The organism is Christiangramia lutea (assembly GCF_022489035.1).
GTDB lineage: Bacteria > Bacteroidota > Bacteroidia > Flavobacteriales > Flavobacteriaceae > Christiangramia > Christiangramia lutea.
Genome location: NZ_JAKVTV010000003.1, coordinates 368,635 through 393,728, shown reverse-complemented (window position 1 = coordinate 393,728; position 25,094 = coordinate 368,635). Strand labels below are relative to the sequence as shown.

Here is a 25,094-nt window from a genome sequence, read left to right as displayed (position 1 = left end):
CCTGTAAAACAATATGTTAAGAGTGTTCTAATCTAACTTCAGTATCGTAACAGTTTTCAAATACCAATGGGAAAAGCATAACCATTCCGATACTTTAGATAAAGATAAAGTAAAATAAATCTCATATGCGTACTGAAAAGGTAGAAATTTTTGACACTACGTTGAGGGACGGAGAACAAGTCCCCGGCTGCAAACTGAATACAAAACAAAAATTAAAAATTGCCGCGCGACTGGATGAACTGGGTGTTGATGTGATCGAGGCTGGGTTTCCGGTTTCAAGTCCCGGCGATTTTCAATCGGTTAGTGAGATTTCAAAACTCGTTAAGAATGCGACCGTTTGCGGACTAACGCGCGCGGTGAAAAATGACATAAAAGTTGCTGCAGAAGCATTAAAATATGCCCGCAAACCAAGAATTCATACGGGAATTGGAACATCAGATTCCCATATAAAATACAAGTTTAAGGCCAGCAGGCCAGAAATTATCGAAAGAGCCGGTGAAGCTGTTGCTTACGCCAAAAGCTTTGTAGACGATGTGGAGTTTTATGCCGAAGACGCAGGAAGGACCGAAAATGAGTTTTTAGCTAAAGTTTGCACTGAAGCTGTGAAGAATGGCGCCACCGTACTAAATATTCCGGACACTACCGGATATTGCCTTCCGGAGGAATACGGTAAAAAAATCAAATATTTAAAAGATAATGTGCGGGGGATAGAAAATGTGATCATTTCATGCCACTGTCATAACGATCTGGGATTAGCTACCGCGAATGCAATAGCCGGGATTTCCAATGGTGCTAGACAGATCGAATGTACCATCAACGGGATTGGTGAAAGAGCCGGAAATACTGCTTTGGAAGAGGTCGTCATGATCTTGAGGCAACACCCATATTTGCAATTGAACACTGATATCAATCCTCAATTGTTATATGATACCAGTAAAATGGTCTCGAGGGAAATGGGTATGTACGTCCAGCCGAACAAGGCGATCGTCGGGGCGAATGCATTTGCCCATAGTTCAGGCATACACCAGGACGGCGTCATAAAGAACCGAGAAACATACGAAATTATAAATCCAGCCGATGTCGGGGTCACCGAGTCGGCTATTGTTTTAACTGCCCGTAGCGGTAGAGCCGCCCTGGCTTATAAAGCGAAGAAAATGGGTTACAATCTAACCAAACTGGAATTGGATAGCGTGTACACCGAATTTTTGAATTTCGCCGATGCCAAGAAAGAAGTGGCAGATCACGATATTCATACCATCATGGATATTTATAAAAAAAGTGCAAGAGCAATTGCTTAATGAATTATGAAGAAAACCTTATTTGATAAAATATGGGACTCCCATGTTGTGGAAAGCATACCTAATGGGCCGGACATTTTATATATCGACAAACACCTGATCCATGAAGTTACCAGTCCGCAGGCATTTAATGAATTAAAAGAAAGAAATATTCCAATTTTTCGTCCGGAGCAGATCGTTGCCACGGCCGATCATAATACACCCACAAAAGATCAGCACCTGCCGGTGAAGGATCTTTTGTCAAGAAAACAACTGAAGGAGCTGAGTCTGAACTGTGAAGAGAACAATATTACTTTATACGGACTCGGCCATCCCTACAATGGTATTGTCCATGTGATGGCTCCCGAGTTGGGGATCACTCAACCCGGGATGACCATCGTTTGCGGGGATAGCCACACTTCGACTCATGGCGCCTTCGGAACCATTGCCTTCGGAATTGGTACCAGCCAGGTGACGCAAGTTTTTGCTAGCCAGTGTTTGCTGGTTGAAAAACCGAAAAAGCTGCGTGTGAATGTGAATGGAAACCTGAAAAAAGGTGTGTTACCGAAAGATGTGATCCTGTATATCATCAGTAAACTGGGAACCAATTCGGGTACCGGTTATTTCTGTGAATACGCCGGAAATGTGTTCGAAGAAATGTCTATGGAAGGCCGAATGACTGTTTGTAATATGAGCATCGAAATGGGTGCCCGGGGCGGATTGATCGCTCCAGACCAGACTACTATCCATTATGTGGAAGGCAGGGAATTCGCGCCCAAAGGAGCTGAATTTGAAAAAATGAAAGCGCACTGGGAAACTTTGAAGACCGATGAAGGAGCTGAATTCGACCAGGAATATTCCTTTGATGCTGAAGATATCGAACCGATGATCACCTACGGAACCAACCCGGGAATGGGTATTAAATTGACAGGAGCTATTCCTTTGGAAGGAAATAAGAGCGATGCGAAAGCGCTGGCTTATATGAATTTCAAACCAGGGGAAACGCTACTCGAAAAGCCTATCAATTATATTTTCATCGGCAGTTGTACCAATTCAAGAATCGAGGATTTCAGGGTCGCAGCATCTTATATCAAAGGAAAGAAAAAAGCCGCAAATGTGAATGCGTTGATCGTTCCGGGAAGCCGGCAGGTCGCTTCTCAGATCAGGGAAGAAGGCCTGGACAAGGTTTTCGAAGAAGCAGGATTTACACTAAGACAACCCGGTTGTTCCGCATGTTTAGCCATGAACGATGATAAGATCCCGGAAGGAGAATATTGTGTTTCCACAAGTAATAGAAATTTTGAAGGCAGGCAGGGTCCTGGTTCCAGGACTATTCTGGCGAGTCCGTTAACGGCGGCTGCAACGGCCATTTCAGGAAAAATTTCAGATTACACCCAAACATTGAACTAATGGAAAAATTCATAAAATTAACAGATACTGCGGTTCCTTTGGACGCCGAAAATGTGGATACAGACCAGATCATTCCCGCTCGTTTCCTTAAGGCTACTGATAAGGAAGGATTCGGAGAAAATCTTTTCAGAGACTGGCGCTTTGATAAAAATGGAGAACCAAATCCCGATTTTGTTCTGAATCAAGATAAATATTCAGGTTCCATATTGATCGCTGGAAATAATTTTGGCTGCGGTTCCAGCCGGGAGCATGCCGCCTGGGCCATAAAAGCCCACGGATTCAAGGCTGTGGTATCAAGCTATTTTGCCGATATTTTCAAAGGAAACGCCTTAAATAATGGGGTTTTACCCGTACAGGTAAGCGCTGAATTTCTGCATAAATTATTCAAAGCGGTTGAAAATGATCCTAATGAAAAGATTATTATCGACCTGCATGAACAGAAAATAGAAATAGAAAGTTCAGCTGAGAGCGAAAGTTTTGAGATCGATGCCTATAAAAAAACCTGCCTGCTGAATGGATATGACGATATAGATTTCCTTACTAGTAAATTGGAAGAAATCAAGGAATTTGAGCAAAAGCGATTCGAAAAACTGAACAAATTAGAAGAAACCCTACAAAACTGAAAGTATGAAATTTAATATAGCCGTATTGCCCGGAGACGGGATTGGTCCTGAAATAACACAGCAGTCAGTCAAAGTGCTGAGGGCCGTTGCAGATAGGTTTGATCATGAGTTCAAATTTGAAGAAGCTAAAGTGGGTGCAATTGCAATAGATCAGTTGGGGGATCCTTTGCCGGCAGCCACACTTGAATTATGTAAAAATTCTGATGCTGTGTTATTTGGTGCCATTGGTGATCCAAAATATGATAATGATCCTTCAGCCAAGGTAAGGCCAGAGCAAGGTCTTTTAAAATTAAGAAAAGAGCTCGGACTTTTTGCTAATATCCGGCCGGTGAGAGCTTATGATAGTCTTATTCATAAATCACCTCTAAAACCTGAGAATATCGAAGGAGCCGATATGGTAATCTTCCGTGAACTTACAGGTGGTATTTATTTCGGTGAAAAAAGCACGGCTGAAGATGGCCGTTCCGCTTCAGACCTTTGTACCTATTCTATAGAGGAGATTGAACGGGTGGCTCATCTGGCGTTCAAAGCTGCTGAAGATAGAAGAAATAAACTAACGCTTGTTGATAAGGCAAATGTTTTGGAAACTTCGCGCTTATGGCGTAAAACGGTGACTGAGATCGCTAAAGCATATCCCAGCGTTAAAGTTGATTATTTGTTCGTAGACAATGCCGCGATGCAAATGATCCTGAATCCAAAACAATTCGACGTGATCCTGACTGAAAATATGTTCGGAGATATCATATCTGATGAAGCCAGCGTGATTGGCGGAAGTATAGGATTATTAGAGTCGGCTTCGGTAGGAACTGAAAATGCCCTCTTTGAGCCAATTCATGGCTCATATCCCCAGGCGGCCGGAAAGGGAATTGCCAATCCTGTAGCTTCGGTACTTTCCGCAGCCATGCTTCTGGATCATTTAGGTCTGAAAAAAGAGGCAGAAACAGTTAGAATGGCCGTGGAATTAAGCATAAAATTGAATGTTTGCACCAAAGATATTAATACCGATAATCATTATTCTACTGAGAGAGTGGGTGATTTCCTGGAAAGTGTGATCAGCGATACCGAAGGTCATATTGTAAACAATGAAAACCTCAACCTCGGGCAGATGACCATCATTTAGAAGAATTTCATGTTTGTTTAGGAGCAACCTCCTGCAGGATCTATTTCGCAGGAGGTTTGGCTTTTATAATTGCTGCAATTTTGCCCTGATGCTATTCAGCGCAAGATTATCCTTGCTCCCGGTGTGCGTATGTTTCATCCCTTCTGAAGCTTCATAATTTCCAGTCTGCACCTGCTCGCCAATGACCTTATAGGCATCCCTAAAGGATTTCCCATTGATCACCAGTTCGTTGATACTGTCTACCGTGAACAGATATTTGTATTTTTCATCTTTCAGGTCTATTTCCTTAACCTTAATCTGGGCAATGGAATGGGTAAAAATATCCAGGATTTCCTTCATATTTTCAACGGAATAAATGCTGTTTTCCTTGATTAGCTGAAAATCCCTGTGATAGCCGCTTGGCAGGTTATTGGTAATAAGAATCATTTCGTTGGCAATCGCCTGAAGTTTATTGCATTTTCCCCTAATTAGCTCAAAAACATCCGGATTTTTTTTATGCGGCATAATGCTGGAACCGGTGGTGAGCTCGTCTGGAAAAGTGATAAAATCAAAATTCTGGCTCATATAAAGGCAGATGTCCATGGCAAATCTTGAAAGAGTATTGGCTAAAGAAGCGATATTGGAGGTGACCGTCCTTTCGCATTTTCCACGGCTCATCTGTGCGGCTACCACATTGAATTTCTGAGTTGCAAATCCCATTATTTCGGTGGTAAATTCTCTGTCTATAGGAAATGACGACCCATAGCCGGCCGCCGATCCCAGCGGATTTTGGTCCACGATCCTGAGTCCGGCTTCAAGCAGATAAAGATCATCGATCAGCAATTCGGCATAAGCCGAAAACCAAAGACCAAAAGAAGAAGGCATCGCTACTTGTAGATGTGTATAACCCGGAAGCAATTTTTCCTTATGTTTCTCGGCCAGTCCTAAAAGCACTTCAATCAGTTCCTTTGTTTTTTCTGAGATCTCCTTAAGGTTTTCCTTAAAATATAATTGCTGCGCGACGAGAACCTGATCGTTCCTGGAACGAGCCGTATGGATTTTTTTCCCTGCATCGCCCAGTTTTTTCGTCAGTTCGAACTCGATTTTGGAATGGACATCTTCAAAGTCCGATTCTATTTGAAATTCACCATTTTCGAACTGTTCCTTTAATATTTCCAGTTCTGAAAGTATGGCTTCCACTTCCTCATCTTTCAAAATACCTGCTTTCCCCAGCATTTTTGCATGCGCCTTGGAAGCCAGAATATCATATTTAGCCAGGTGCATGTCCAGCTCACGGTCATTACCTACCGTGAAATTTTCTATTTGTTTGTCTATTGAAATACCTTTATCCCAGAGTTTCATATTTTCTTGTTTTAATGTCACCTCGAACGCGTCACCCCGAGCCGAGCCGAGGGGCAAGAAGCCTTTTAATTTCGTTAAGCTGTCCCGAAGCTTCGGGAGTTTCAGCTGCTCTAAAGATCCTGAACCAAGTTCAGGATGACGGTTTAATTTTCATTGTTATTCCGAAGGAGCTTACGATTGCGGAATCTCAAATTTCTCACTGCGTTCGAAATGACAGTTAATTTACTGGTGCATTGAGCCTGTCGAAGTGCCTTTTATAAGTTGCCACTAATGCACGAATAATAGATCATTAGTGCATCCGTGGCTGAATATATTAAAAGCTCAGTCCAACAAATTATTTCAGCGCCTTCTCAAGCAATTTTATATATTTTCCTATACCTTCCTCAATTTCCTTAATGTAAATAAATTCATCTGCCGAATGTGATCTTGTAGAATCCCCCGGACCTAATTTAACCGAAGGACAACTTAGCATCGCCTGGTCTGAAAGCGTTGGTGATCCATAGGTTTCCATTCCAAGGTCGATTCCGGCCTTTACCAGCGCATGATCTAAGGGCATGGAAGAGGAATTCAGCCTGAGACTACGAGCTTTGATCTCATCGACCGGTGCTTTCTCTTTCAGAATACTTTCAATTTCCTGGTTGCTGTACTTATCATTTACTCGAACATCGATCACCAGGTGTGTTTTTGCCGGCACGACATTATGCTGACTGCCGGCATAGATCTGCGTCACGGTAACTTTAACCTCTCCAAGCGTTTCAGAAATTTCATTCAGCCTGAAATTTTGGAACCATTCCAGCACTTTAGCCGTTTTATAGATTGAATTTTCCTCATTTGGATGAGCAGCATGGGATGGTTTTCCCTTGACTACCGCATCAAAAACAATCAGGCCTTTTTCGGCTACGGCCAGGTTCATTAACGTTGGCTCCCCTACGATAGCCACGTCAATCTTCGGAATTTCAGGCAAAAGTCCTGCGATGCCGTTTTCACCATTGATCTCCTCCTCTGCCGTACCCGCAAACAACAGGTTATGACTAAGATTTTCTGTAGAAAACAAGTAGGTAAAAGTCGCCAACAGGGAAACCAGGCAGCCGCCGGCATCATTACTTCCTAGGCCGTATAATTTGCCATTTTCGATCTCTGCTTTGAATGGTTCCCTGGTATAACCAGAATTAGGCTTCACCGTGTCATGATGAGAATTCAACAATAATGTTGGTTTTGCTTCATCAAAATGCTCGTTTACTGCCCAGATATTGTTTAAATACCTGTGATGTGGAATTTTATGCTCATTGAACCAGTTTTGCAACAGGTCGGCAGTAAGGTTTTCCTCTCCTGAAAAAGACTGGGTTTCGATCAGATTTTTAAGTAATTCAACGGCTTGTTCCTGAAGTTCCTGTAGCTGCATTATTTTACAATTTTTGTATGAATGGAATTTTTCTTTAATAATCCGGAATCGCCCAGTAAAACCGATTTCACTCCCCTGTCGATCGCCTGAAAGCAGTTGTGGAGTTTAGGCAGCATACCATCTGTGACCACTTTGGCTTCGACCAGCTCTTTATATTTTTCTGAATCCATCTTTAATATCACTGAATTTTCATCGGAAATATCCTTTAGAACTCCCTTCTTTTCTGAACAGAAATATAGCCGAGTTTCATAAAGCTTACTCATCGCGATTGCAATTTCAGAAGCCACCGAATCTCCATTTGTATTTAGCAAAACCCCTTCTTCAGTACAAGAAATAGCCGAAAATACCGGTACAATTCCTGGGCTCAATAAGTTAGCAATAAAATCAGAATTCACTTTTACCACGTCTCCTACAAAGCCATAATCGATCTCCTTAACCGGCCTTCTTTTTGAGATCAAAACATTCCCGTCTGCCCCACAAAGCCCAATCGCATTTTGACCTTTGGCCTGAAGTTTTGCAACTATATTTTTGTTTAAAAGTCCGCCGTAAACCATGGTGATCACCTCCATGGAATCCTTATCGGTAATTCTTCTTCCATCTACCATTTTGGTTTCATTGCCAAGTTTGCCGGCAACTTCCGTGGCTTTGTTCCCACCGCCATGACAAAGGATCTTTGGTCCATTCAATTGAACAAAATCATCCAAAAAGGAATTCAGTAAAGCCTCATTTTCGATGAGCTTCCCTCCTATTTTTACGATTTTCAGGCTTGGTTTCATTCTTTTATTTTGTTTACCACAATTACACTAATATTCGTTTCGGCTATATTTTAGGCCATTGCGAGTCTGCATTTGCAGGCGTGGCAATCTATTTTATGAGATTTCTCACTTCGATCGAAATGACCTTATTCTCTTAATTATTTTTTCGTCATCCTGAACTCGTTTGACTTCGTCGGATCTTCGATTTCAGGATCTCAAGAGAAGCTGAAACAAGTTCAGCTTGACGATCTTACTTTGCACACTCCAAAATCCTTTTCAGCACCACCTGCGCTGCGAAGGTCCTATTATTCGCCTGCTGGATCACAATTGATTTCTCACTGTCCAGCACATCATCGGCGATCACCACATTTCTCCTTACCGGAAGGCAGTGCATTACCTTCACATTTTTCGAATTTTTCAGTTTTTCCTGGTTCACGGTCCAGTTCTTTTGAATATTCAAAACCTCACCGTAATTCTCATAACTGCTCCAGTTCTTCACATACACGAAATCGGCGTCTTCAAAAGCCTTTTCCTGATCATGCTCTACTTTAGTATTTTTCCTGATGTTTGGGGCGAGGTCATACCCCTCCGGATTGGTGATCACCAGATCCACTTCTAGTCTTTGCATCATCTCCACGAACGAATTAGCAACTGACTGTGGCAATGCTTTTGGATGCGGGGCCCAGCTTAGAACTACTTTTGGTTTCTTAGCCGTATTGAATTCATTTATTGTGATCGCATCTGCCAGTGCCTGCAGCGGATGACCCGTAGCACTTTCCAGGTTAACAATAGGCACCGAAGCATATTTCATGAAACTGTTCATCACTTGTTCGGCTTCATCCTTTTTTCGGTCCTTCAATTCTGGGAATGCCCGTACCGCGATAATATCGCAATATTGAGAAAGTACCGCTGCGGCTTCTTTAATATGCTCGGCTTTATCTGAATTCATCACAGCACCATCCTCAAATTCCAGTGCCCAGCCATCGGTTCCAACGTTCATCACCATTACCTCCATCCCAAGCAGTTTTGCAGCTTTTTCGGTACTTAGACGTGTACGCAGACTCGGATTAAAAAATAGCATCCCTAAAGTTTTCCCGGTTCCAACTTTGGATTCAGGATTCTGAATTTTAAGACTTCTCGCCTCTCTTATGATTCCTTCCAGATCGTCTATATCTGCTATGCTGGTGTAGTTCTTCATTTTTATTTTGTATTAATTGTCATTCCGAAAAAGTTTACGCCTGAGGAATTTTAGATTTCTCACTTCGTTCGAAATGACATTCTTTTCTTTTATTTTATTGTCAAGCTGAACTTGTATAACTACGTTGAATCTTCGATTTCAGCTTCTCCATAGATTCTGAAAAAAGTTTAGGATAACTTTAAAACTTTATGATTTTGTTCTTTTAAAACCTGCTTTAATGCAGCAAAAAAGATTTTAAAATGTTCTTTTTTAATATTCAATGGTGGCAGGATACGCAGCAACTTTTTATTTGAAGATGCACCGGTAAAAATCTGGTGTTCAAATAAAAGTTCTTTCCTTAGAGCAGCGATCTCAAATTCGAATTCCAATCCAATCATCAAGCCTCTTCCTTTGATCTTTTTAATTTCCGGAATTCTGGCCGCTTCGGTTTTTACATATTCTGAAACCTCCACAGCATTTTCCATCAAATTTTCCTTCTGAATAATATCCAATACAGAAATTCCCGCCGCACAGGCCAGGTGATTTCCGCCAAAGGTGGTTCCTAACATGCCGTATTTTGGTTTAATATTTTCATCAATTAGGATTCCGCCGATAGGAAAACCATTTCCCATTCCCTTGGCCATCGTTATAATATCGGGTCTGATGCCATGCTTCTGAAAAGCGAAGAAATCGCCCGTTCTACCATAACCCGACTGCACCTCATCGACAATCAGCATTACCTGATTTTCTTTACATAATTCAGCAGCCGACCTGTAAAATTCGGTAGTTGCTTCATCGAGTCCGCCAACGCCCTGAATCACTTCAAAAATAACTGCAGCCACGTCGCCTTTTTCAATTTCAGACTGTAAGGCTTCAGTATCATTATAAGCTAATTTTGTAGCTTTATGTCCCAGGTTAAAAGGCGCCTTGATATTCTCATTATCAGTAATGGCCACCACCCCGGAAGTCCTTCCGTGGAAGGCATTTTCAAAATATATAATTCTGTCCTTCCCGGTTTCAAAAGAGGCAACTTTTAAAGCATTTTCATTGGCTTCAGCTCCTGAACTGCATAGAAAGAGACTATAGTCTTTAACTCCGGATACCTTTTCCAGCTTATGGGCCAGTTCCTTTTGAAGTGGATTTTTAATAGAATTCGAATAGAACCCGAGTCTTGATACCTGGTTCTGGATGGCATTCACATAAGCGGGATACGAATGACCAATAGAGATTACGGCATGTCCGCCATAAAGATCAAGGTATTTCTTACCATTCTCATCAAATACATAGCAGCCCTCGCCCTTAACAGGCGTGATATCATAAAGTGGATAAACATCAAATAATTCCATAATTACTGGTCTGAGATATTATTAATTTTTTTGAACGAGGCCTGGATTCCTTTAATTAGTGAGGAACTGAGTCCGTTATGTTCCATTTCGTTCAATCCTTCAATAGTACAGCCTCGAGGGGTTGTTACCTTATCGATCTCTTCTTCCGGGTGTTTTCCCGATTCAATCAACAGGCTCGCAGCACCTAAACAAGTTTGCATTGAAAGCTGCTGAGCATCTTTCGCATCGAATCCTAGTTGTACAGCTCCCTGGGTTGTTGCGCGTATTAATCGCATCCAGAACGCGACTCCACTTGCACAGATCACGGTGGCTGCCTGCATCTTGTTTTCAGGAATAATGATACTGGTTCCAAGTCGGTTGAAAATAGCCTCGGCGATCCTGATCCTTTTTTGTCCTGCCTCATTTGAGCATAGGCAGGTCATGGACTTACCCACCGCAATGGCCGTATTTGGCATAGATCGAATAATGAAATGATGCTCGCCAACTATACTTTCCATACGCGGAATCTTGAATCCGGTAACGGTTGAGATCAGCACGTGCTTATCGGTAAGCTCATTTTTGATCTCATGCAGGATTTTTTCCAGCTGGGTGGGTTGAACAGCGAAAATCAGGATATCAGAACTCTTGACTGCTTCCAAGTTATCTGAAGTGATGCTCACTTCATTATATTCTGAAAATTCCTGAATATCCTCCGTCTTTCTTTTGGTAAGATACAGCGTGGTAAACGCATTGCTGAAGATCAACCCCTTCGCGATCGAAACGCCCAGATTCCCGGTACCGATAATTGCTATTTTCATATTCTGGTAATTTTAGTCATTGCGAGCGGAGTGAAACGAAGCGACGCAATCTATTTTTTATAGAGACTGCTTCGCTGCACTCGCAGTGACCTGGTTTTCAATTTTATTCGAGCTTCAAACCTCACAGGTTTTGTATTCCAGCGAGGTCTCCCATAACCCCACCTTTCGACTGCGCTCAAGGTGACATCCTGAAGCTTGTCTTAATTCTAATATCTAAATACTCAATACTTTAAAAATAATTCGCCTTTAATTTCAACCCCATCCTTTCCTCCAGCCCAAACATCAGATTCATATTCTGAACCGCCTGCCCGGAAGCTCCTTTCAACAAATTATCGATCACGCTGGTGACCAGTAATTTGTTCCCGAACTTTTGCAATCTTAGAATGCATTTATTCGTATTCACCACCTGCTTTAAATGCAGTTCTTCATCAGTTAAAAAAGTAAAGGCCGAATTTTCATAAAAATTGTGATAAAACTCTTTCGCTTCTTCCAGGGTGCCTACATATTTGGTATAAGCCGTCGCATGAATTCCTCTTGAAAAATTTCCCCTGTTCGGAATAAAATTGATCTCAGAATCATGATCTGGCTGAAGTTGTTTTAGACTCTGACCGATCTCATCTAGGTGCTGATGTTCAAAAGATTTATAGGCTGAAAAGTTATTATCCCTCCAGGTATAATGTGTGGTTTGAGACAATGAAGTCCCCGCACCTGTCGCTCCGGTCACCGCGTTTACATGAATTTCATCTTTTAGAAGTCCGTTTTTGGACAGAGGCAGGATTGCAAGGCTGATCGCCGTAGCAAAACAACCTGGATTGGCTAAAAAATTTGCATTTTTGATCGCCTCCTTGTTCAATTCCGGTAGTCCGTAAACAAACGAATGTTCATCAGATTTCTGCCTGAAATCAGTACTTAGGTCCACGATTTTTGTTGTTTCTGAAAATTGATTTTCCGCCAGGAACTTTTTTGAATTTCCGTGGCCGAGACAAAGAAAAACCACATCAACTTCTATATTGATCCCGTTAGTAAATTCAATTTCGGTCTCACCAATGAGATCCTGGTGAATGCTGTAAAGCGGTTTCCCCGGCTGGGAAGTACTGAAAACGAAATTCAAATTCACTTCGGGATGATTCAAAAGAATCCGGATCAATTCCCCAGCGGTATAACCTGCTCCTCCTATAATTCCTGCTTCAATCATGAATCCTGATTTACATGTTGATAGATCTTCCCGGAATTCGAAAGGATCTTAATGAATCCCTTGGCATCATCTGCCGTCCAGGCCTTGTTCTCCTCTCCATAATTCCCGAAACTGCTGTTCATAAGGTCGTTCGGTGATTTAATTCCGTCTAAAGTGAACCTGTATGGATGAAGCGTTACAAAGACGTCACCACTCACTTTTTCCTGTGAACTCTCCAGCTGAGCCTCGAAATCACGCATTACCGGGTCGAGGTATAAACCTTCATGAAGATGCATGCCGTACCAGTTGGAGGTATAATCCTTATGCTGAAGTTGCCATTTGCTCAAAGTGTGCTTCTCAAGCAGGTGGTGGGCTTTTATAGTGATTAACGCGGCAGCGGCTTCAAAACCGACCCTACCTTTAATTCCGATAATCGTATCACCCACGTGAATATCCCTGCCAATAGCATATTTCGAGGCAATTCCTTCCAGGATTTCTATGTTCTTTTCAGGTGAATTTTCGTTTCCATCAAAGGCAGTTAGTTCTCCTTTAGTAAAAGTAAGTTTTACCTGTTTTGGTTGTTTTTCAATTAATTGTGAAGGATAGGCTTCTTCCGGTAAAGCTTTTTCTGAAGTCAGTGTTTCGGCACCACCAACACTGGTCCCCCAAAGACCTTTGTTCACCGAATATTTCGCTTTCTCCCAGTTCATTTCCACTCCCTTGCTTTTAAGGTAGTCTATTTCCTCCTGCCTGCTCAATTGTTTATCCCTTATTGGTGTAATAATCTGAATTTCCGGCGCGATGATCTGGAAGATCATATCGAACCTCACCTGGTCATTTCCGGCTCCGGTACTTCCATGCGCGATATATTTTGCCTTGATCTTTTTTGCATAATTCACGATCTCAATGGCCTGGATGATTCTTTCAGCACTCACCGAAAGCGGGTAGGTATCATTCTTCAATACATTTCCGAAGATGAGATACTTCACCACTTTTTGATAAAAAGAAGAAATGGCATCGATGTTCTGATAGCTGCTAGCCCCGATCTTTTTGGCATTCTCACCTATTTTCTGAATTTCCTTATTTGAAAATCCGCCCGTGTTCACACTCACCGCGTGAACTTCAAAACCCTCTTCTTCAGATAAATATTTCGCGCAATATGAGGTGTCCAATCCTCCGCTGTATGCTATGACTACTTTTTTCATTTTTTATTTATGCTTTTGTCATCCTGAACTTGTTTCATGATCTATAGAGAAGCTGAAACAAGTTCAGCTTGACGAAATTTCACTACTCTTTTTCCAGCTTTTCCTTTTTAAAGAAAAGCGTTTGCTTGATATGCTTTAACCTTTGAAATGTTTTCTCGTTGAACCTGCTCTTCGGTTTTTCAACTTTTTTAGCATCCTTCTTTTTCGCCGGATCGTACAACATGCCGGTACACAGACACATCTTATGATCGGTCCTGGTAAGCACGTCATAGTTTTTACAGGTCTGGCAGCCTTTCCAGAATGCTTCATCATCGGTAAGTTCAGAAAAGGTGACCGGCTGGTATCCAAGGTCATAATTGATCTTCATCACAGCCAGGCCGGTGGTAATTCCGAAGATCTTAGCCTCGGGATATTTTTTCCTGGAATGCTCAAAAATGACATTCTTAATATCCTTGGCCAGCCCCTGATTTCTGAAATCTGGATGCACGATCAAACCTGAATTTGCGACATACTTATCATGGCTCCAGGTTTCGATATAGCAGAAACCGGCAAACTTTTCACCATCCAGAGCGATCACGGCATTCCCCTTTTCCATCTTATTGATGATATATTCAGGAGTTCTGCGCGCAATACCAGTCCCGCGGACCTTTGCCGACTCTTCGATAGTATTACAAATGATCTCAGCGTACGAAGCATGAGATTTATTAGCAATGAGAATTTTCATCTGCTAAAGAAATTAAGTTTGAAACAATGTTTTTGATCTGGGTTCTCGAGGGCGGAACCGGACTCACCTAAGTTCCATGGATATATAGACGCACTTACGTGCGACGGGGAAAGCGGCGGCGCATAGGGGAAATGTCAGAAAAAGTTCTGATCTCAATTTTATGTTCTATGCTGTATGGGTAATTCAAAATGGTAAAAATCAAATAATATTAAAAGAAATGGTTTCAGGGGTCGCGGCCTAGAAGCGGCGGCGGGGCCTGAAATGAAAGCGGGGTAATATTATTTGTTTGATCGAAATCATATTGCAAATGTATACAAAATTTTAAACGACAAGCATTTACTAGATTAAAAATTGAAATAAATTTGGATTATCGTTAAGATATTCTCCATAGAAATTCTTCTTTTTCATTCTCTCTACCAGTGGTTTAAAGTCATTAGGATCTTTTAATTCGATCCCCACTACTGCGGGACCATTAGACCTGTTGTGCTTTTTAGAATATTCAAAATGGGTAATATCATCATTAGGGCCCAAAACTTTTGCTACAAACTCCTTTAAAGCACCTGCTCGCTGCGGGAAAACCACCACGAAATAATGTTTCAATCCGGAATAAAGCAATGCTCTTTCCTTGATTTCAGCCATCCTGATAATGTCGTTATTGCTTCCGCTAACAATGCAAACCACGTTCTTCCCTTTGATCTTTTCAGCATAAAAATCCAAAGCAGAGATCGCCATTGCTCCGGCAGGTTCCACCACCATCGCATCCTGGTTATATAAATCTAAAATGGTTTGGCAGATCTTACCTTCAGGAACCGTGATCATCTCATCCAGGTTTTCCTTACAGATGGCAAAATTCCTCGATCCCACTTTCTGAACAGAGGCGCCATCTACAAAACGTTCAATATTCTCGAGTTCTACCACCTTACCCGCTCGCAAAGAAGTTTTCATCGAAGGAGCGCCCTCGGGTTCGATCCCGATAATTTTTGTTTTTGGAGACAGTTTCTTGAACATGGATGAAACGCCCGCAAGCAGTCCACCGCCGCCAAGGGGAGCAAACACATAATCGATAGGTGCATCTGCCTGCTCCAGAATTTCCAAAGCGATGGTCGCCTGGCCTTCTATCACTTTTTCATCGTCAAATGGATGAATGAATACAAGACCATGGGTTTCCATATGTTTCATCGCGCTTTTAAAGGAATCATCGTAAGTGTCACCTTTCAAGACGACCTCAACCCATTTTCCTCCAAACATTTCGGTTTGCTCCACCTTCTGTTTCGGAGTAGTTCCGGGCATATAGATCACTCCTTTTACCTTCAGCTTATTGCATGCGAAAGCCACACCCTGTGCGTGATTCCCCGCACTGGCGCAGATGACTCCTTTTTCTAACTGTACCTTCGGAAGGCTGGAAATCTTATTATACGCACCCCGAATCTTATAGGATCGAACCTGTTGCAGGTCCTCCCGTTTCAGCATCACCTTCGCCTGAAACCTATTGGAATAGGTAAAGGATTCGGCCAAAGGTGTTCTTAAAACCACTTTAGAAATTCTTTCGGCAGCCTGTTTAACAGCTTCGTGACTCGGTTTGTATATTTTATCTTTTTCCAGCAAAGTATCCATTACGCGTATATTTTCTTCATTGCGGTCATCGCCGATCTTAGTTTTGCTCCGACCTCCTCAACAGGATGATTTCTTATTTCAGTATTTATTTTTTCCAGTTTATGATGATCTGGTTCCTTTCCTTCATAGGTTTTACCTGCAACCTCAGGCTCCAATGAATTCACATAATCCTTGATTAGTGGCTTGGCCGCGTGATCGAAAAGGTAGCAGCCATATTCAGCAGTATCTGAAATCACCCGGTTCATTTCGTATAACTTTTTACGAGCGATGGTATTGGCGATCAACGGAGTTTCGTGAAGTGACTCGTAATAAGCCGATTCCTCAATAATGCCGGCATCTACCATGGTTTCAAAGGCAAGTTCAACTCCAGATTTCACAAATGCGACCAACAATACCCCCTTATCAAAATATTCCTGTTCGATTATTTCTTCGGAAGTCGCTTCGGTCTTTTCAAAAGCGGTATTCTCTGTTTCAGCTCTCCAGGTATGCAATTCTTTATCATCATTCGCCCAGTCTTTCATCATTCGGCTACTGAATTCCCCGGAAATAATATCGTCCATATGCTTCTGAAAAAGTGGTCGCATGGTTTTCTTTAAGTCTTCGGAAATTTCATAGGCTCTTAATTTGGCTGAATCTGAAAGACGATCCATCATCTGGGTAATTCCACCGTGTTTTAAAGCTTCGGTAATGGTTTCCCAACCATACTGAATCAATTTCGCGGCATAATTCGGATCGACTCCTTCAGCAACCATTTTATCGAAAGTGAGGATCGAGCCGGTTTGCAGCACTCCACAAAGAATGGTCTGCTCTCCCATAAGGTCTGATTTCACTTCAGCAACGAAAGAAGATTCAAGAACTCCTGCTCTATGACCACCGGTAGCATAAGCATAAGCCTTTGCCCATTCAAGGCCAATCCCGTGAGGATCATTTTCGGGATGTACCGCGATAAGCGTTGGCACCCCAAATCCGCGTTTGTATTCTTCACGAACTTCAGAACCCGGGCATTTCGGCGCGACCATGATCACGGTCACATCTTCGCGGATCTTCATACCTTCCTCCACGATATTGAAACCGTGAGAATATGAAAGCACGGCATTCTTTTTTAGATACGGCTGGATTGCCTTGATCACAGAGGTATGCTGCTTATCGGGCGTTAGGTTGATCACAAGATCGGCTTCCGGGATAAGATCCTCGTAAGTGCCAACGGCAAAATCGTTTTCCGCAGCATTTTTCCAGGACTGGCGTTTTTCCTTGATCGCGCCTTCCCTAAGCGCATATGAAATATCGAGTCCGCTGTCGCGCATATTCAGGCCCTGATTAAGACCCTGAGCGCCGCAGCCAACAATGACTATTTTTTTATCTCTTAAAGCATCTACTCCGTTATCGAATTCTTCAAGCTCCATAAATCTGCAGGTTGCTAACTGGGCTTTTTTTTCGCTGGATGAAAGGCTGTTAAAATAGTTGGTCATGATAATGAATTTGTAGTATTAAATTTTTCTAATATTCCTGAAATTGGCATTTCGTTCTTGGTGACCGCGATGGTTCCCGATCTCACGAACTGCATCAATCCGTATGGTTTTAAAGTTTCATAAAGCGCGTCTACCTCACTGCGTTTTCCAGTCTTTTCGATTACAAAGAATTCCTTGGTTACGGTCACAATGCGTGCATTGGTTTCCTTGATAAAATCCTGGATATTATGATCGTCTAAAAAGTCCTGAGACCTGATCTTATAAAGAGCGGTTTCCTGGTAAATGGTCTCAGCATCGGTATGATAAAATGCCTTGATCACTTCGATCTGTTTTTCAAGCTGACCCACAATCTTTTTGATCTGTTCCTCGGTTACATTCACAATGATGATAAAACGCATCACTTCCGTCACCTCGCTTGGCGAAGCGGTGATACTTTCAATATTGATGTGCCTTTTCAAAAAAATGGCAGCGATCCTGGAAAGCAATCCAAGATTGTTCTCGGTGTATATCGATACGGTATAATTCTTCTTTTCCATTATTCCAATAATACGTCAGATACTGCTGCTCCCGTTGGGATCATCGGGAACACGTTTTCTTCCTGTTCAACTTTAACTTCAAGGAAATAAGCCTCTTCGCTTTCCATCATTTCTTTCACGGCATCGGCCAGCTGACTCCTTTCGGTCACCTGTTTTGCTTCAACATGATATCCTTTAGCGATCGTGATAAAATCGGGATTGATCATGGTTGTAGAGGCATAGCGTTTGTCAAAGAACAATTGCTGCCATTGTCTTACCATTCCGAGGAAACCATTATTTAAAAGCACAATTTTCACGGGTACCTTGGTCTGAAAAATGGTTCCCAGTTCCTGTATGGTCATCTGGTAACCACCATCACCAATCACAGCGACAACATCCCTTTCTGGTTTGGCCATTTTCGCGCCGATCGCTGCCGGAAGTGCAAAGCCCATAGTTCCCAGTCCGCCGGAAGTCACATTACTTCTGGTGCCATTGAATTTGGCATAACGGCAGGCGGCCATCTGGTGCTGGCCAACATCTGAGACAATGATCGCATCTCCGTTAGACTGCTTATTGATCTGCTGAATAACCTCAGCCATTCCCAGATCTTTTTTAGAGACATCCAGGTCTTTCCTGATCACTTTTTCATATTCGGTCTTGTAAAGCTCCTTGAACTGATTATGCCATTCCTTATGAGAATTCGGCTCCAGCAATTCAAGAAGTGCTTTCAAGCTTTCCTTTACATCTCCCAAAACAGGAAAATCAGCTTTTACATTCTTATTAATTTCGGCTGGATCGATCTCAAAATGGACCACTTTAGCCTGTTTGGCGTATTTTTCAAGGTTTCCAGTCACCCGGTCATCGAATCGCATCCCTATGGCGATCAAAACATCGCATTCGTTGGTAAGCATATTCGGCGCGTAATTACCATGCATGCCTACCATTCCTACATTCAGCGGATGATCTGTTGGTAAGGCCGAAAGTCCCAGAATAGTCCAGGCCGCAGGAATACCGGCTTTTTCAACAACCTGTTTGAAAAGCTCTTCAGCTTCTCCAAGGATCACACCCTGACCCCAAACAATCATCGGTTTTTTCGCATTATTGATGACATCGGCAGCCCTTTCAACCTCCAGAAGGTTCAATTCCGGAATCGGTTTATAGCTTCTTATGCCTGAGCATTTTTTATAACTGAACTCCAGTGAAGCGAATTGCGCATCCTTGGTAATATCGATTAATACAGGTCCAGGTCTTCCCGATTTGGCAATATAAAAGGCCTTTGCCATTACCTCCGGGATCTCTTCGGCTTTAGTTATCTGGTAGTTCCATTTGGTAACTGGCGTGGAAATTCCCACAATATCGGTTTCCTGGAAGGCATCACTTCCGAGTAAATGGGAGCCTACCTGCCCGGTAATGCATACCATAGGTGTTGAATCGATCTGGGCATCAGCAATTCCCGTAATGAGGTTGGTTGCTCCTGGACCGGAAGTAGCAATAGCCACTCCAACTTTTCCGGAAACCCGGGCATAACCCTGGGCCGCATGGGTAGCGCCCTGTTCATGCCTGGTGAGGACGTGGTGAATCTCCTTCTGATATTTATACAGTTCATCATAGACGGGCATAATCGCCCCTCCCGGATAACCGTAAATAGTCTCCACACCTTCCTCAAGCAAACATTTGATCACCGCTTCAGCCCCTGAAACGGTCAAGGTGTTCTTTGTTTTTACCTTTTCGAAACTTGCTGTTTTTACCTGCATAATTCACCATATTAAAATTCATCGGTCACACAGCCTTCTGAAGCTGATGCTACCATTTTCGCGTATTTATAGAGAACTCCTCCTTTAACCTTAAAAGCTGGAGCTTTCCAGGTCTTTCTTCTTTTTTCAATTTCCTCATCGCTTAGGTCGGCTTGAATCGTATTGGTTTCAGCATTAATGCTGATCTCATCTCCGTCTTTAAGAAGAGCTATAAGTCCGCCTTGCTGAGCTTCCGGAGTGATATGCCCTACGACAAATCCATGAGTTCCTCCAGAAAATCTTCCATCGGTAATAAGCGCAACCTCTTTTCCCAATCCTGCACCCATAATCGCTGAAGTTGGCTTCAACATTTCCGGCATTCCGGGGCCGCCTTTAGGCCCCTCATAGCGAATGACGACCACGTCTCCTTTTTGAACCTTCCCGGAGGAAATCCCTTCGTTGGCTTCAAATTCACCGTTAAAAACCCTCGCTTTTCCTTTAAAATAAAGCCCTTCTTTTCCCGTAATTTTCGCTACGGAACCTTCAGAAGCCAGATTACCGTATAGTATTCTGATATGTCCGGTGGCTTTGATAGGTTTTTCAACCGGATGTATCACATCCTGATCGCCGGGCAATGGTTTCACATTTTCAAGGTTTTCGGCAATGGTTTTACCGGTGACGGTCATACATTCGCCATGAAGCAATCCTTTTTCAAGCATATACTTCATCACAGCCGGGATTCCCCCTATCCTGTGAATATCTTCCATTAAATATTTTCCACTCGGCTTGAGATCAGCCAGGAATGGAGTTTCCTCACAAATTCTTTCAAAATCCTTTAAGCCGAAGCTAATATCTGCAGCCTTTGCAATGGCAAGAAAATGCAGGACGGCGTTGGTCGATCCACCAAGCACTGTTAATAATCTTATCGCATTTTCCAGGGATTTTGCCGTTACGATATCCTTTGGTTTTAAATCTTTTTCCAATAATAACTCCATCGCCTCCCCTGCTTTTACGCTTTCCAGAGCTTTTTCTGGCCCGGTTGCCGGATTGGAACTGTTAAACGGCAGACTCATTCCCAGAGCCTCAATTGCTGAAGCCATCGTATTCGCCGTATACATCCCCCCGCAGGCCCCTGCTCCCGGACAGGCTTTTTCGATCACCTGCTGGTATTCCTCTTCGGGCATTTCTCCCGAAACCTTGGAACCCCATGCTTCAAATGCCGAAACCACATCCAGTTTTTTTCCATTATGACAACCAGAAGAAATGGTGCCACCATAAACCAAAACCGAAGGACGGTTCAGTCGTAACATCGCCATTAAAGCTCCAGGCATATTTTTGTCACATCCAACCACAGTTACCAAACCGTCATAAGACATTCCTTCTACCACCGTTTCCATGGAATCTGCGATGAGATCACGAGAAGGCAAAGAAAAACGCATTCCCGGGGTTCCCATAGATATCCCGTCGCTTACGCCGATGGTATTAAAGATGAGTCCGTTTAAACCAGCTTTTTGAGTTCCTTTTTTCACCTCTTTAGCCAGGTCATTCAAATGCATATTGCAAGGATTTCCCTCATAACCCGTGCTTCCAATACCCACGAATGGTTTTTTTAAATCTTCACGACTTAGTCCAATGGCGTGAAGCATGGCCTGGGAAGCTGGCTGGGAATCGCTTTGCGTTATTTTTGAGCTGTATTTGGTATTCATTTAATATATTTCGATTTCAATAAGATTTAAAAATACTTGGTTAACTATAGTGTTTTAGCCAGTTTCCGGTTCATGAATTAATCCCAAACCAATCTTCAAATATTTAAAGTGCTGTTTTTCAGAGTTTTAAAATGTTTTAGATTACGATAGCTAAATGAAATATTTGTTGAAAATTCATTTCTGGATATAAAAAAAGCCATCTAAAAAGATGGCTTTTGGTTTATACTAAAAAGAACGCGCATCTTTCAGGGTCGGTTTTCAATAATGAAAATGACCTCAATAATAGATACGATAATGTTCTGGATTGCTGTAATCATGCTTCTAAAGTAGAAAAACTATTTTAAAATATTGTTTTACAGGGTGTTAATTTTATTTTGAATCGTTTATGCAAATCATTCTGTCCCGATACTTCGGGAGTTTCAGAATCTCAAATTTTGAAATAACTAAATTTAAAGGACCCTGAAATCGAAGATTCAACGAAGTTAAATAAATTCATTGAGAGGTATTTTGAACCATTTTTATAACAACGCGTATTAGGCTTCGACTCCGCTCAGCCAGACATTCCTAAACTAAAGACCCTGAAACAAGTTCAGGGTGACGATCTCTTAAAATTAAAGGTCTGGACTCCACTCCGACTACGTTTAGGACAAGTTGCTCAGCCTGACAGGTTACTTTTTCTTTTTCAGAGAATAAAGATCCTTCCTTCTGTCTTTCATATTTCGAACGCTTCCGAAATTGTGCAATTCCTTTAGAAGATCCAGGTCTACGTCCACCAGTAGAGTACTTTCCGTATTCGGAGTGGCTTCAGCTTTGATCCCATTCACCGGGAAGGCGAAATCTGAAGGCGTCAACACAGCACTTTGAGCATACTGAATATCCATATTATCCACTTTAGGCAGATTTCCTACCGAACCGGCAATAGCCACATAACATTCATTCTCCACCGCCCTTGCCTGCGCACAGATCTTTACCCGGGAATAGCCATTTTGGGTATCGGTCATAAAAGGAACGAACAGGATATTCATGCCTTCTTCGGCCAGGATTCGGGAAACTTCCGGAAACTCCACATCGTAACAAATAAGCACGCCTATTTTTCCGCAGTCGGTATCAAAGGTTTCCAGTTTATTACCGCCTTTCATACCCCATGCGGTCTCTTCAGCCGGGGTGATATGAAGTTTTTCATAGCGCTCGTAACTTCCATCTCTTCTACAGAGATACCCAACATTGTACATGTGTTCGCCTTCCGGCAAAGGCATGCTTCCGGTAATGATATTGATATTGTAATTAATAGCAAATTCCCTAAACGTCTCCAGAAGGCGTTCAGTATAAGAGGAAAGTCCGCGAATGGCCTCCGGTTCAGATAAATGATTGAATTGCGCCATCAAGGGTGCATTAAACAGTTCCGGGAAAAGAATAAAATCGCTCTGGTAGTTGCTTACCGCATCCACAAAGAATTCTATCTGGGAAATCAGTGCGTCATAATCCTTAAATAGGCGCATCTGCCATTGCACAAGTCCAAGTCTAACCACCGTCTTTTTGGTATCTACCAGTTTTTGTGGTTTTGTATAATAAATATTATTCCATTCCATTAGAGTAGCATACTCCTTACTTTCATGATCACCAGCGAGGTAACCTTTGATGACTTTTTTTACATGAAAATCATTCGAAAGCTGAAAAGACAAAACCGGATCATGTATCTCCTGTAATTTGACCTTTTCAATGTACTTTTTCGGGGTGAGTTCTTCCGAAAACTTTGAATAATTCGGGATACGACCTCCAAAGATGATAGACTTTAAATTAAGGTGCTCACAAAGTTCCTTTCGGGCTTCATACAAACGTCTCCCAAGGCGCATGCCGCGGAATTCGGGATGAATGAATACATCTATCCCGTAAAGAACATTACCATTTTTGGTATGAGTTGAAAAATTCTCCCCTCCAATGATCTCCTCGTAATTATGATTATCGTCAAATTTATTATAATCTACGATTATGGAAAGCGCACAGCCTGCGATCTTATTATCGATCACGATACATAGCTGGCCTTCCGGAAATTTATTAACCAGCGTTTTGATTTCGCCCTTGCTCCAGTATTCATCTGGCATAGCTCTATAGCTCTTGACCATAGAGATCTTTAACTCCTCATAATCTTTTACCTGTAAATTTCTAAGTTCTATTTTAGCTGAATCTATCACTACAATCTGAATTTTGAATACACGAAGATACTGCAGATTATGCAGTTATAGAATCGTGATAATGGGGTTTTGAATTAAAGTATTCTTAAACTTCGCAAATACCTTCTTTGATGGCGAAGATCACTAAACCAACTCTACTTTTTACCTGAAGTTTATTAAAAAGACTCTCTCTGTAATTTTCTATGGTTTTGGGACTAAGATGCATCTCATTGGCAATTGCTTTGTAGGTAAGCTCACTACAGGCATGACCTAAAAATTCAAGTTCTCTATCGGTCAATTCTTCATACTTTTCCTTACGTTCATCGCGACTTAAAGCATCAGAAATGGTTTTATTGGAATAATATCCTGTGCGATCTATGGAATTAAGTGCATGTTCAAATTCTTCCGGATCTATATCTTTTAAGAGATAACCCCTGGCACCAAGCCTTAGCATTTTAATGATAGTTTCATCTTCCTGGTCTACGGTTAAAGTTAGCACCTTTTGTTTCGGGTGATTTTCCTTAAGCCAGCTCATGGTTGCCATGCCATCCATAACCGGCATCCGCATATCCAGAAGGATTAGGTCTGGTGACACATTCCCTTCCTGAAAATAGTTCACGAGTTCTTTTCCATTCTTAAAAGCATGGATCACCTGGAAACCTTCAAAAGAATTCACCAGGATCTGAAGTGATTGCGCAAAAAGTCTATGATCGTCAACGATAATGATCGTCTTATTCATTTTAGTTAGTCTTGGTTGGATAACGTAAAGATAGCGAAGTTCCCTGACCAATTGTGGAATTTAAATTGAAATCGGTGCCAAGCATTTCGGCACGGCTTCGCATATTAAGAAGACCGGAACCTGGTTCCTGTTTTTCAACATCAAATCCGCGGCCGTCCTCTTCGGCAAAAATATGTAGATAATCTGCTGTAAACCTGAATTCTACCTCTAATCGTGATGCTCCAGCATATTTAATTATATTGGAAAAATATTCCTGTAATATCCTGAAAAGGATTATGCTGTCTTCCTGTTTAATTTCGAAAGGCTCACCGGTTACCTTTAAGTTGGCATTAATAACCTCGAGCCTGTTAAACCGGTCTATCTCATTGCTTACAGAGGCTTGCAAACCAACGTAATCTATTACTTCGTTATTTAAAGACCTGGACAAGGCCCTAACCTCAGAAAGCGAACTGGCCACAAGATCCTTGATATCCAATAAACCTTGCTGATTCTCTTCGGTCACTTTCTTATTCAGAAGATTTAATTGCATGCTAGCAACAGAAAGTAACTGACCAATATTATCGTGCAGTTCCCAACTTACATTTTTTAAGGTAGCCTCCTGGATCTCCAGACGGGCATTGGAAAGTTCAGATTTAAAATTTTGTTCAGCCTCATATTTCTCCTGAAGTATTTTATTCTTTCTTCTCTGATAGGTTATAAAGAAAAGGATGGTGAAACCGGCCAGAAAAAAGATCACCAGAATAAAGTAGATTATAAGTAAGATCTCTTCCTTTCGAAGCATGGGTTAAATCAGATT

At 42.1% G+C, this 25,094-nt stretch carries 21 protein-coding genes; 4 read left to right on the top strand and 17 right to left on the bottom strand.

All coding sequences use genetic code 11. The features are described from left to right. The first annotated feature begins 125 nt into the window (after nucleotides 1–125). The 4 genes from ML462_RS11150 to leuB are packed head-to-tail and all read left to right on the top strand — an operon-like array spanning nucleotide 126 to nucleotide 4,430. Complete coding sequence (locus ML462_RS11150) at nucleotides 126–1,298, top strand: 2-isopropylmalate synthase (RefSeq protein ID WP_240713896.1); 1,173 nt, start codon at nucleotides 126–128, stop codon at nucleotides 1,296–1,298. Nucleotides 1,299–1,304: 6 nt separating this feature from the next. Further along, on the top strand, nucleotides 1,305–2,687 hold the full coding sequence (leuC, locus tag ML462_RS11145; protein ID WP_240713895.1) for a 3-isopropylmalate dehydratase large subunit: 1,383 nt from the start codon (nucleotides 1,305–1,307) through the stop codon (nucleotides 2,685–2,687). Further along, on the top strand, nucleotides 2,687–3,310 hold the full coding sequence (leuD, locus tag ML462_RS11140; RefSeq protein ID WP_240713894.1) for a 3-isopropylmalate dehydratase small subunit: 624 nt from the start codon (nucleotides 2,687–2,689) through the stop codon (nucleotides 3,308–3,310). Before leuC ends, leuD begins: the two co-directional genes overlap by 1 nt. Before the next feature lie 4 nt (nucleotides 3,311–3,314). After that, nucleotides 3,315–4,430: a 3-isopropylmalate dehydrogenase gene (gene leuB, locus ML462_RS11135; protein WP_240713893.1), complete on the top strand. Its 1,116-nt coding sequence runs from the start codon at nucleotides 3,315–3,317 to the stop codon at nucleotides 4,428–4,430. Nucleotides 4,431–4,493: 63 nt separating this feature from the next. On the opposite strand, the gene argH is transcribed toward leuB, so the two are convergent. From argH to ML462_RS11050, 17 genes are all read right to left on the bottom strand, one after another. Next, on the bottom strand, nucleotides 4,494–5,771 hold the full coding sequence (argH, locus tag ML462_RS11130) for an argininosuccinate lyase (protein WP_240713892.1): 1,278 nt from the start codon (nucleotides 5,769–5,771) through the stop codon (nucleotides 4,494–4,496). 334 nt (nucleotides 5,772–6,105) lie between these two features. Beyond that, on the bottom strand, nucleotides 6,106–7,173 hold the full coding sequence (locus ML462_RS11125) for a M20 family metallo-hydrolase (protein ID WP_240713891.1): 1,068 nt from the start codon (nucleotides 7,171–7,173) through the stop codon (nucleotides 6,106–6,108). Further along, the gene (gene argB / locus ML462_RS11120; protein WP_240713890.1) at nucleotides 7,173–7,949 is read right to left on the bottom strand and encodes an acetylglutamate kinase; all 777 of its coding nucleotides are present in this window, start codon (nucleotides 7,947–7,949) and stop codon (nucleotides 7,173–7,175) included. Before argB ends, ML462_RS11125 begins: the two co-directional genes overlap by 1 nt. A 229-nt stretch (nucleotides 7,950–8,178) precedes the next feature. Continuing rightward, nucleotides 8,179–9,126, bottom strand: coding sequence for an N-acetylornithine carbamoyltransferase (locus ML462_RS11115; RefSeq protein ID WP_240713889.1), 948 nt, complete (start codon nucleotides 9,124–9,126; stop codon nucleotides 8,179–8,181). Nucleotides 9,127–9,293: 167 nt separating this feature from the next. After that, nucleotides 9,294–10,451: an aspartate aminotransferase family protein gene (locus tag ML462_RS11110; RefSeq protein WP_240713888.1), complete on the bottom strand. Its 1,158-nt coding sequence runs from the start codon at nucleotides 10,449–10,451 to the stop codon at nucleotides 9,294–9,296. Between the two features lie 2 nt (nucleotides 10,452–10,453). Then, on the bottom strand, nucleotides 10,454–11,248 hold the full coding sequence (proC, locus tag ML462_RS11105) for a pyrroline-5-carboxylate reductase (RefSeq protein WP_240713887.1): 795 nt from the start codon (nucleotides 11,246–11,248) through the stop codon (nucleotides 10,454–10,456). Nucleotides 11,249–11,477: 229 nt separating this feature from the next. Next, entirely contained in the window at nucleotides 11,478–12,443 is a 966-nt protein-coding gene (argC, locus tag ML462_RS11100) for an N-acetyl-gamma-glutamyl-phosphate reductase (RefSeq protein ID WP_240713886.1), read from the bottom strand. Continuing rightward, nucleotides 12,440–13,627 carry an argininosuccinate synthase gene (locus ML462_RS11095; RefSeq protein WP_240713885.1) on the bottom strand — a complete coding sequence of 396 codons (1,188 nt, stop codon included), beginning with the start codon at nucleotides 13,625–13,627 and terminating at the stop codon, nucleotides 12,440–12,442. Before ML462_RS11095 ends, argC begins: the two co-directional genes overlap by 4 nt. 82 nt (nucleotides 13,628–13,709) lie before the next feature. Continuing rightward, nucleotides 13,710–14,351, bottom strand: coding sequence for a GNAT family N-acetyltransferase (locus ML462_RS11090; RefSeq protein WP_240713884.1), 642 nt, complete (start codon nucleotides 14,349–14,351; stop codon nucleotides 13,710–13,712). A gap of 339 nt (nucleotides 14,352–14,690) precedes the next feature. Further along, complete coding sequence (gene ilvA, locus ML462_RS11085) at nucleotides 14,691–15,965, bottom strand: threonine ammonia-lyase IlvA (protein WP_240713883.1); 1,275 nt, start codon at nucleotides 15,963–15,965, stop codon at nucleotides 14,691–14,693. Continuing rightward, entirely contained in the window at nucleotides 15,965–17,434 is a 1,470-nt protein-coding gene (ilvC, locus tag ML462_RS11080; RefSeq protein ID WP_240713882.1) for a ketol-acid reductoisomerase, read from the bottom strand. Before ilvC ends, ilvA begins: the two co-directional genes overlap by 1 nt. After that, nucleotides 17,431–17,970 (bottom strand): acetolactate synthase small subunit, encoded by a 540-nt coding sequence (gene ilvN, locus ML462_RS11075; RefSeq protein WP_240713881.1) that lies wholly within the window; start codon nucleotides 17,968–17,970, stop codon nucleotides 17,431–17,433. Before ilvN ends, ilvC begins: the two co-directional genes overlap by 4 nt. Continuing rightward, a complete protein-coding gene (gene ilvB / locus ML462_RS11070) occupies nucleotides 17,970–19,703 on the bottom strand; it encodes a biosynthetic-type acetolactate synthase large subunit (RefSeq protein ID WP_240713880.1) in 1,734 nt (577 codons plus the stop codon). Before ilvB ends, ilvN begins: the two co-directional genes overlap by 1 nt. A gap of 11 nt (nucleotides 19,704–19,714) precedes the next feature. Then, on the bottom strand, nucleotides 19,715–21,388 hold the full coding sequence (gene ilvD, locus ML462_RS11065) for a dihydroxy-acid dehydratase (protein WP_240713879.1): 1,674 nt from the start codon (nucleotides 21,386–21,388) through the stop codon (nucleotides 19,715–19,717). Between the two features lie 668 nt (nucleotides 21,389–22,056). Next, entirely contained in the window at nucleotides 22,057–23,580 is a 1,524-nt protein-coding gene (locus ML462_RS11060; RefSeq protein ID WP_240713878.1) for a carbon-nitrogen hydrolase family protein, read from the bottom strand. A gap of 85 nt (nucleotides 23,581–23,665) precedes the next feature. Beyond that, a complete protein-coding gene (locus tag ML462_RS11055; RefSeq protein WP_240713877.1) occupies nucleotides 23,666–24,298 on the bottom strand; it encodes a response regulator transcription factor in 633 nt (210 codons plus the stop codon). A 1-nt stretch (nucleotide 24,299) separates the two neighbouring features. Further along, the gene (locus ML462_RS11050; RefSeq protein WP_240713876.1) at nucleotides 24,300–25,079 is read right to left on the bottom strand and encodes a sensor histidine kinase; all 780 of its coding nucleotides are present in this window, start codon (nucleotides 25,077–25,079) and stop codon (nucleotides 24,300–24,302) included. Nucleotides 25,080–25,094 lie beyond the last annotated feature (15 nt).

Bases quoted from the DNA above. Each gene is read 5' to 3' on its own strand.
- ML462_RS11150 (WP_240713896.1), top strand. From the start codon at position 126: ATGCGTACTGAAAAGGTAGAAATTTTTGACACTACGTTGAGGGACGGA.
- leuC (WP_240713895.1), top strand. From the start codon at position 1,305: ATGAAGAAAACCTTATTTGATAAAATATGGGACTCCCATGTTGTGGAA.
- leuD (WP_240713894.1), top strand. From the start codon at position 2,687: ATGGAAAAATTCATAAAATTAACAGATACTGCGGTTCCTTTGGACGCC.
- leuB (WP_240713893.1), top strand. From the start codon at position 3,315: ATGAAATTTAATATAGCCGTATTGCCCGGAGACGGGATTGGTCCTGAA.
- argH (WP_240713892.1), bottom strand. From the start codon at position 5,771: ATGAAACTCTGGGATAAAGGTATTTCAATAGACAAACAAATAGAAAAT.
- ML462_RS11125 (WP_240713891.1), bottom strand. From the start codon at position 7,173: ATGCAGCTACAGGAACTTCAGGAACAAGCCGTTGAATTACTTAAAAAT.
- argB (WP_240713890.1), bottom strand. From the start codon at position 7,949: ATGAAACCAAGCCTGAAAATCGTAAAAATAGGAGGGAAGCTCATCGAA.
- ML462_RS11115 (WP_240713889.1), bottom strand. From the start codon at position 9,126: ATGAAGAACTACACCAGCATAGCAGATATAGACGATCTGGAAGGAATC.
- ML462_RS11110 (WP_240713888.1), bottom strand. From the start codon at position 10,451: ATGGAATTATTTGATGTTTATCCACTTTATGATATCACGCCTGTTAAG.
- proC (WP_240713887.1), bottom strand. From the start codon at position 11,248: ATGAAAATAGCAATTATCGGTACCGGGAATCTGGGCGTTTCGATCGCG.
- argC (WP_240713886.1), bottom strand. From the start codon at position 12,443: ATGATTGAAGCAGGAATTATAGGAGGAGCAGGTTATACCGCTGGGGAA.
- ML462_RS11095 (WP_240713885.1), bottom strand. From the start codon at position 13,627: ATGAAAAAAGTAGTCATAGCATACAGCGGAGGATTGGACACCTCATAT.
- ML462_RS11090 (WP_240713884.1), bottom strand. From the start codon at position 14,351: ATGAAAATTCTCATTGCTAATAAATCTCATGCTTCGTACGCTGAGATC.
- ilvA (WP_240713883.1), bottom strand. From the start codon at position 15,965: ATGGATACTTTGCTGGAAAAAGATAAAATATACAAACCGAGTCACGAA.
- ilvC (WP_240713882.1), bottom strand. From the start codon at position 17,434: ATGACCAACTATTTTAACAGCCTTTCATCCAGCGAAAAAAAAGCCCAG.
- ilvN (WP_240713881.1), bottom strand. From the start codon at position 17,970: ATGGAAAAGAAGAATTATACCGTATCGATATACACCGAGAACAATCTT.
- ilvB (WP_240713880.1), bottom strand. From the start codon at position 19,703: ATGCAGGTAAAAACAGCAAGTTTCGAAAAGGTAAAAACAAAGAACACC.
- ilvD (WP_240713879.1), bottom strand. From the start codon at position 21,388: ATGAATACCAAATACAGCTCAAAAATAACGCAAAGCGATTCCCAGCCA.
- ML462_RS11055 (WP_240713877.1), bottom strand. From the start codon at position 24,298: ATGAATAAGACGATCATTATCGTTGACGATCATAGACTTTTTGCGCAA.
- ML462_RS11050 (WP_240713876.1), bottom strand. From the start codon at position 25,079: ATGCTTCGAAAGGAAGAGATCTTACTTATAATCTACTTTATTCTGGTG.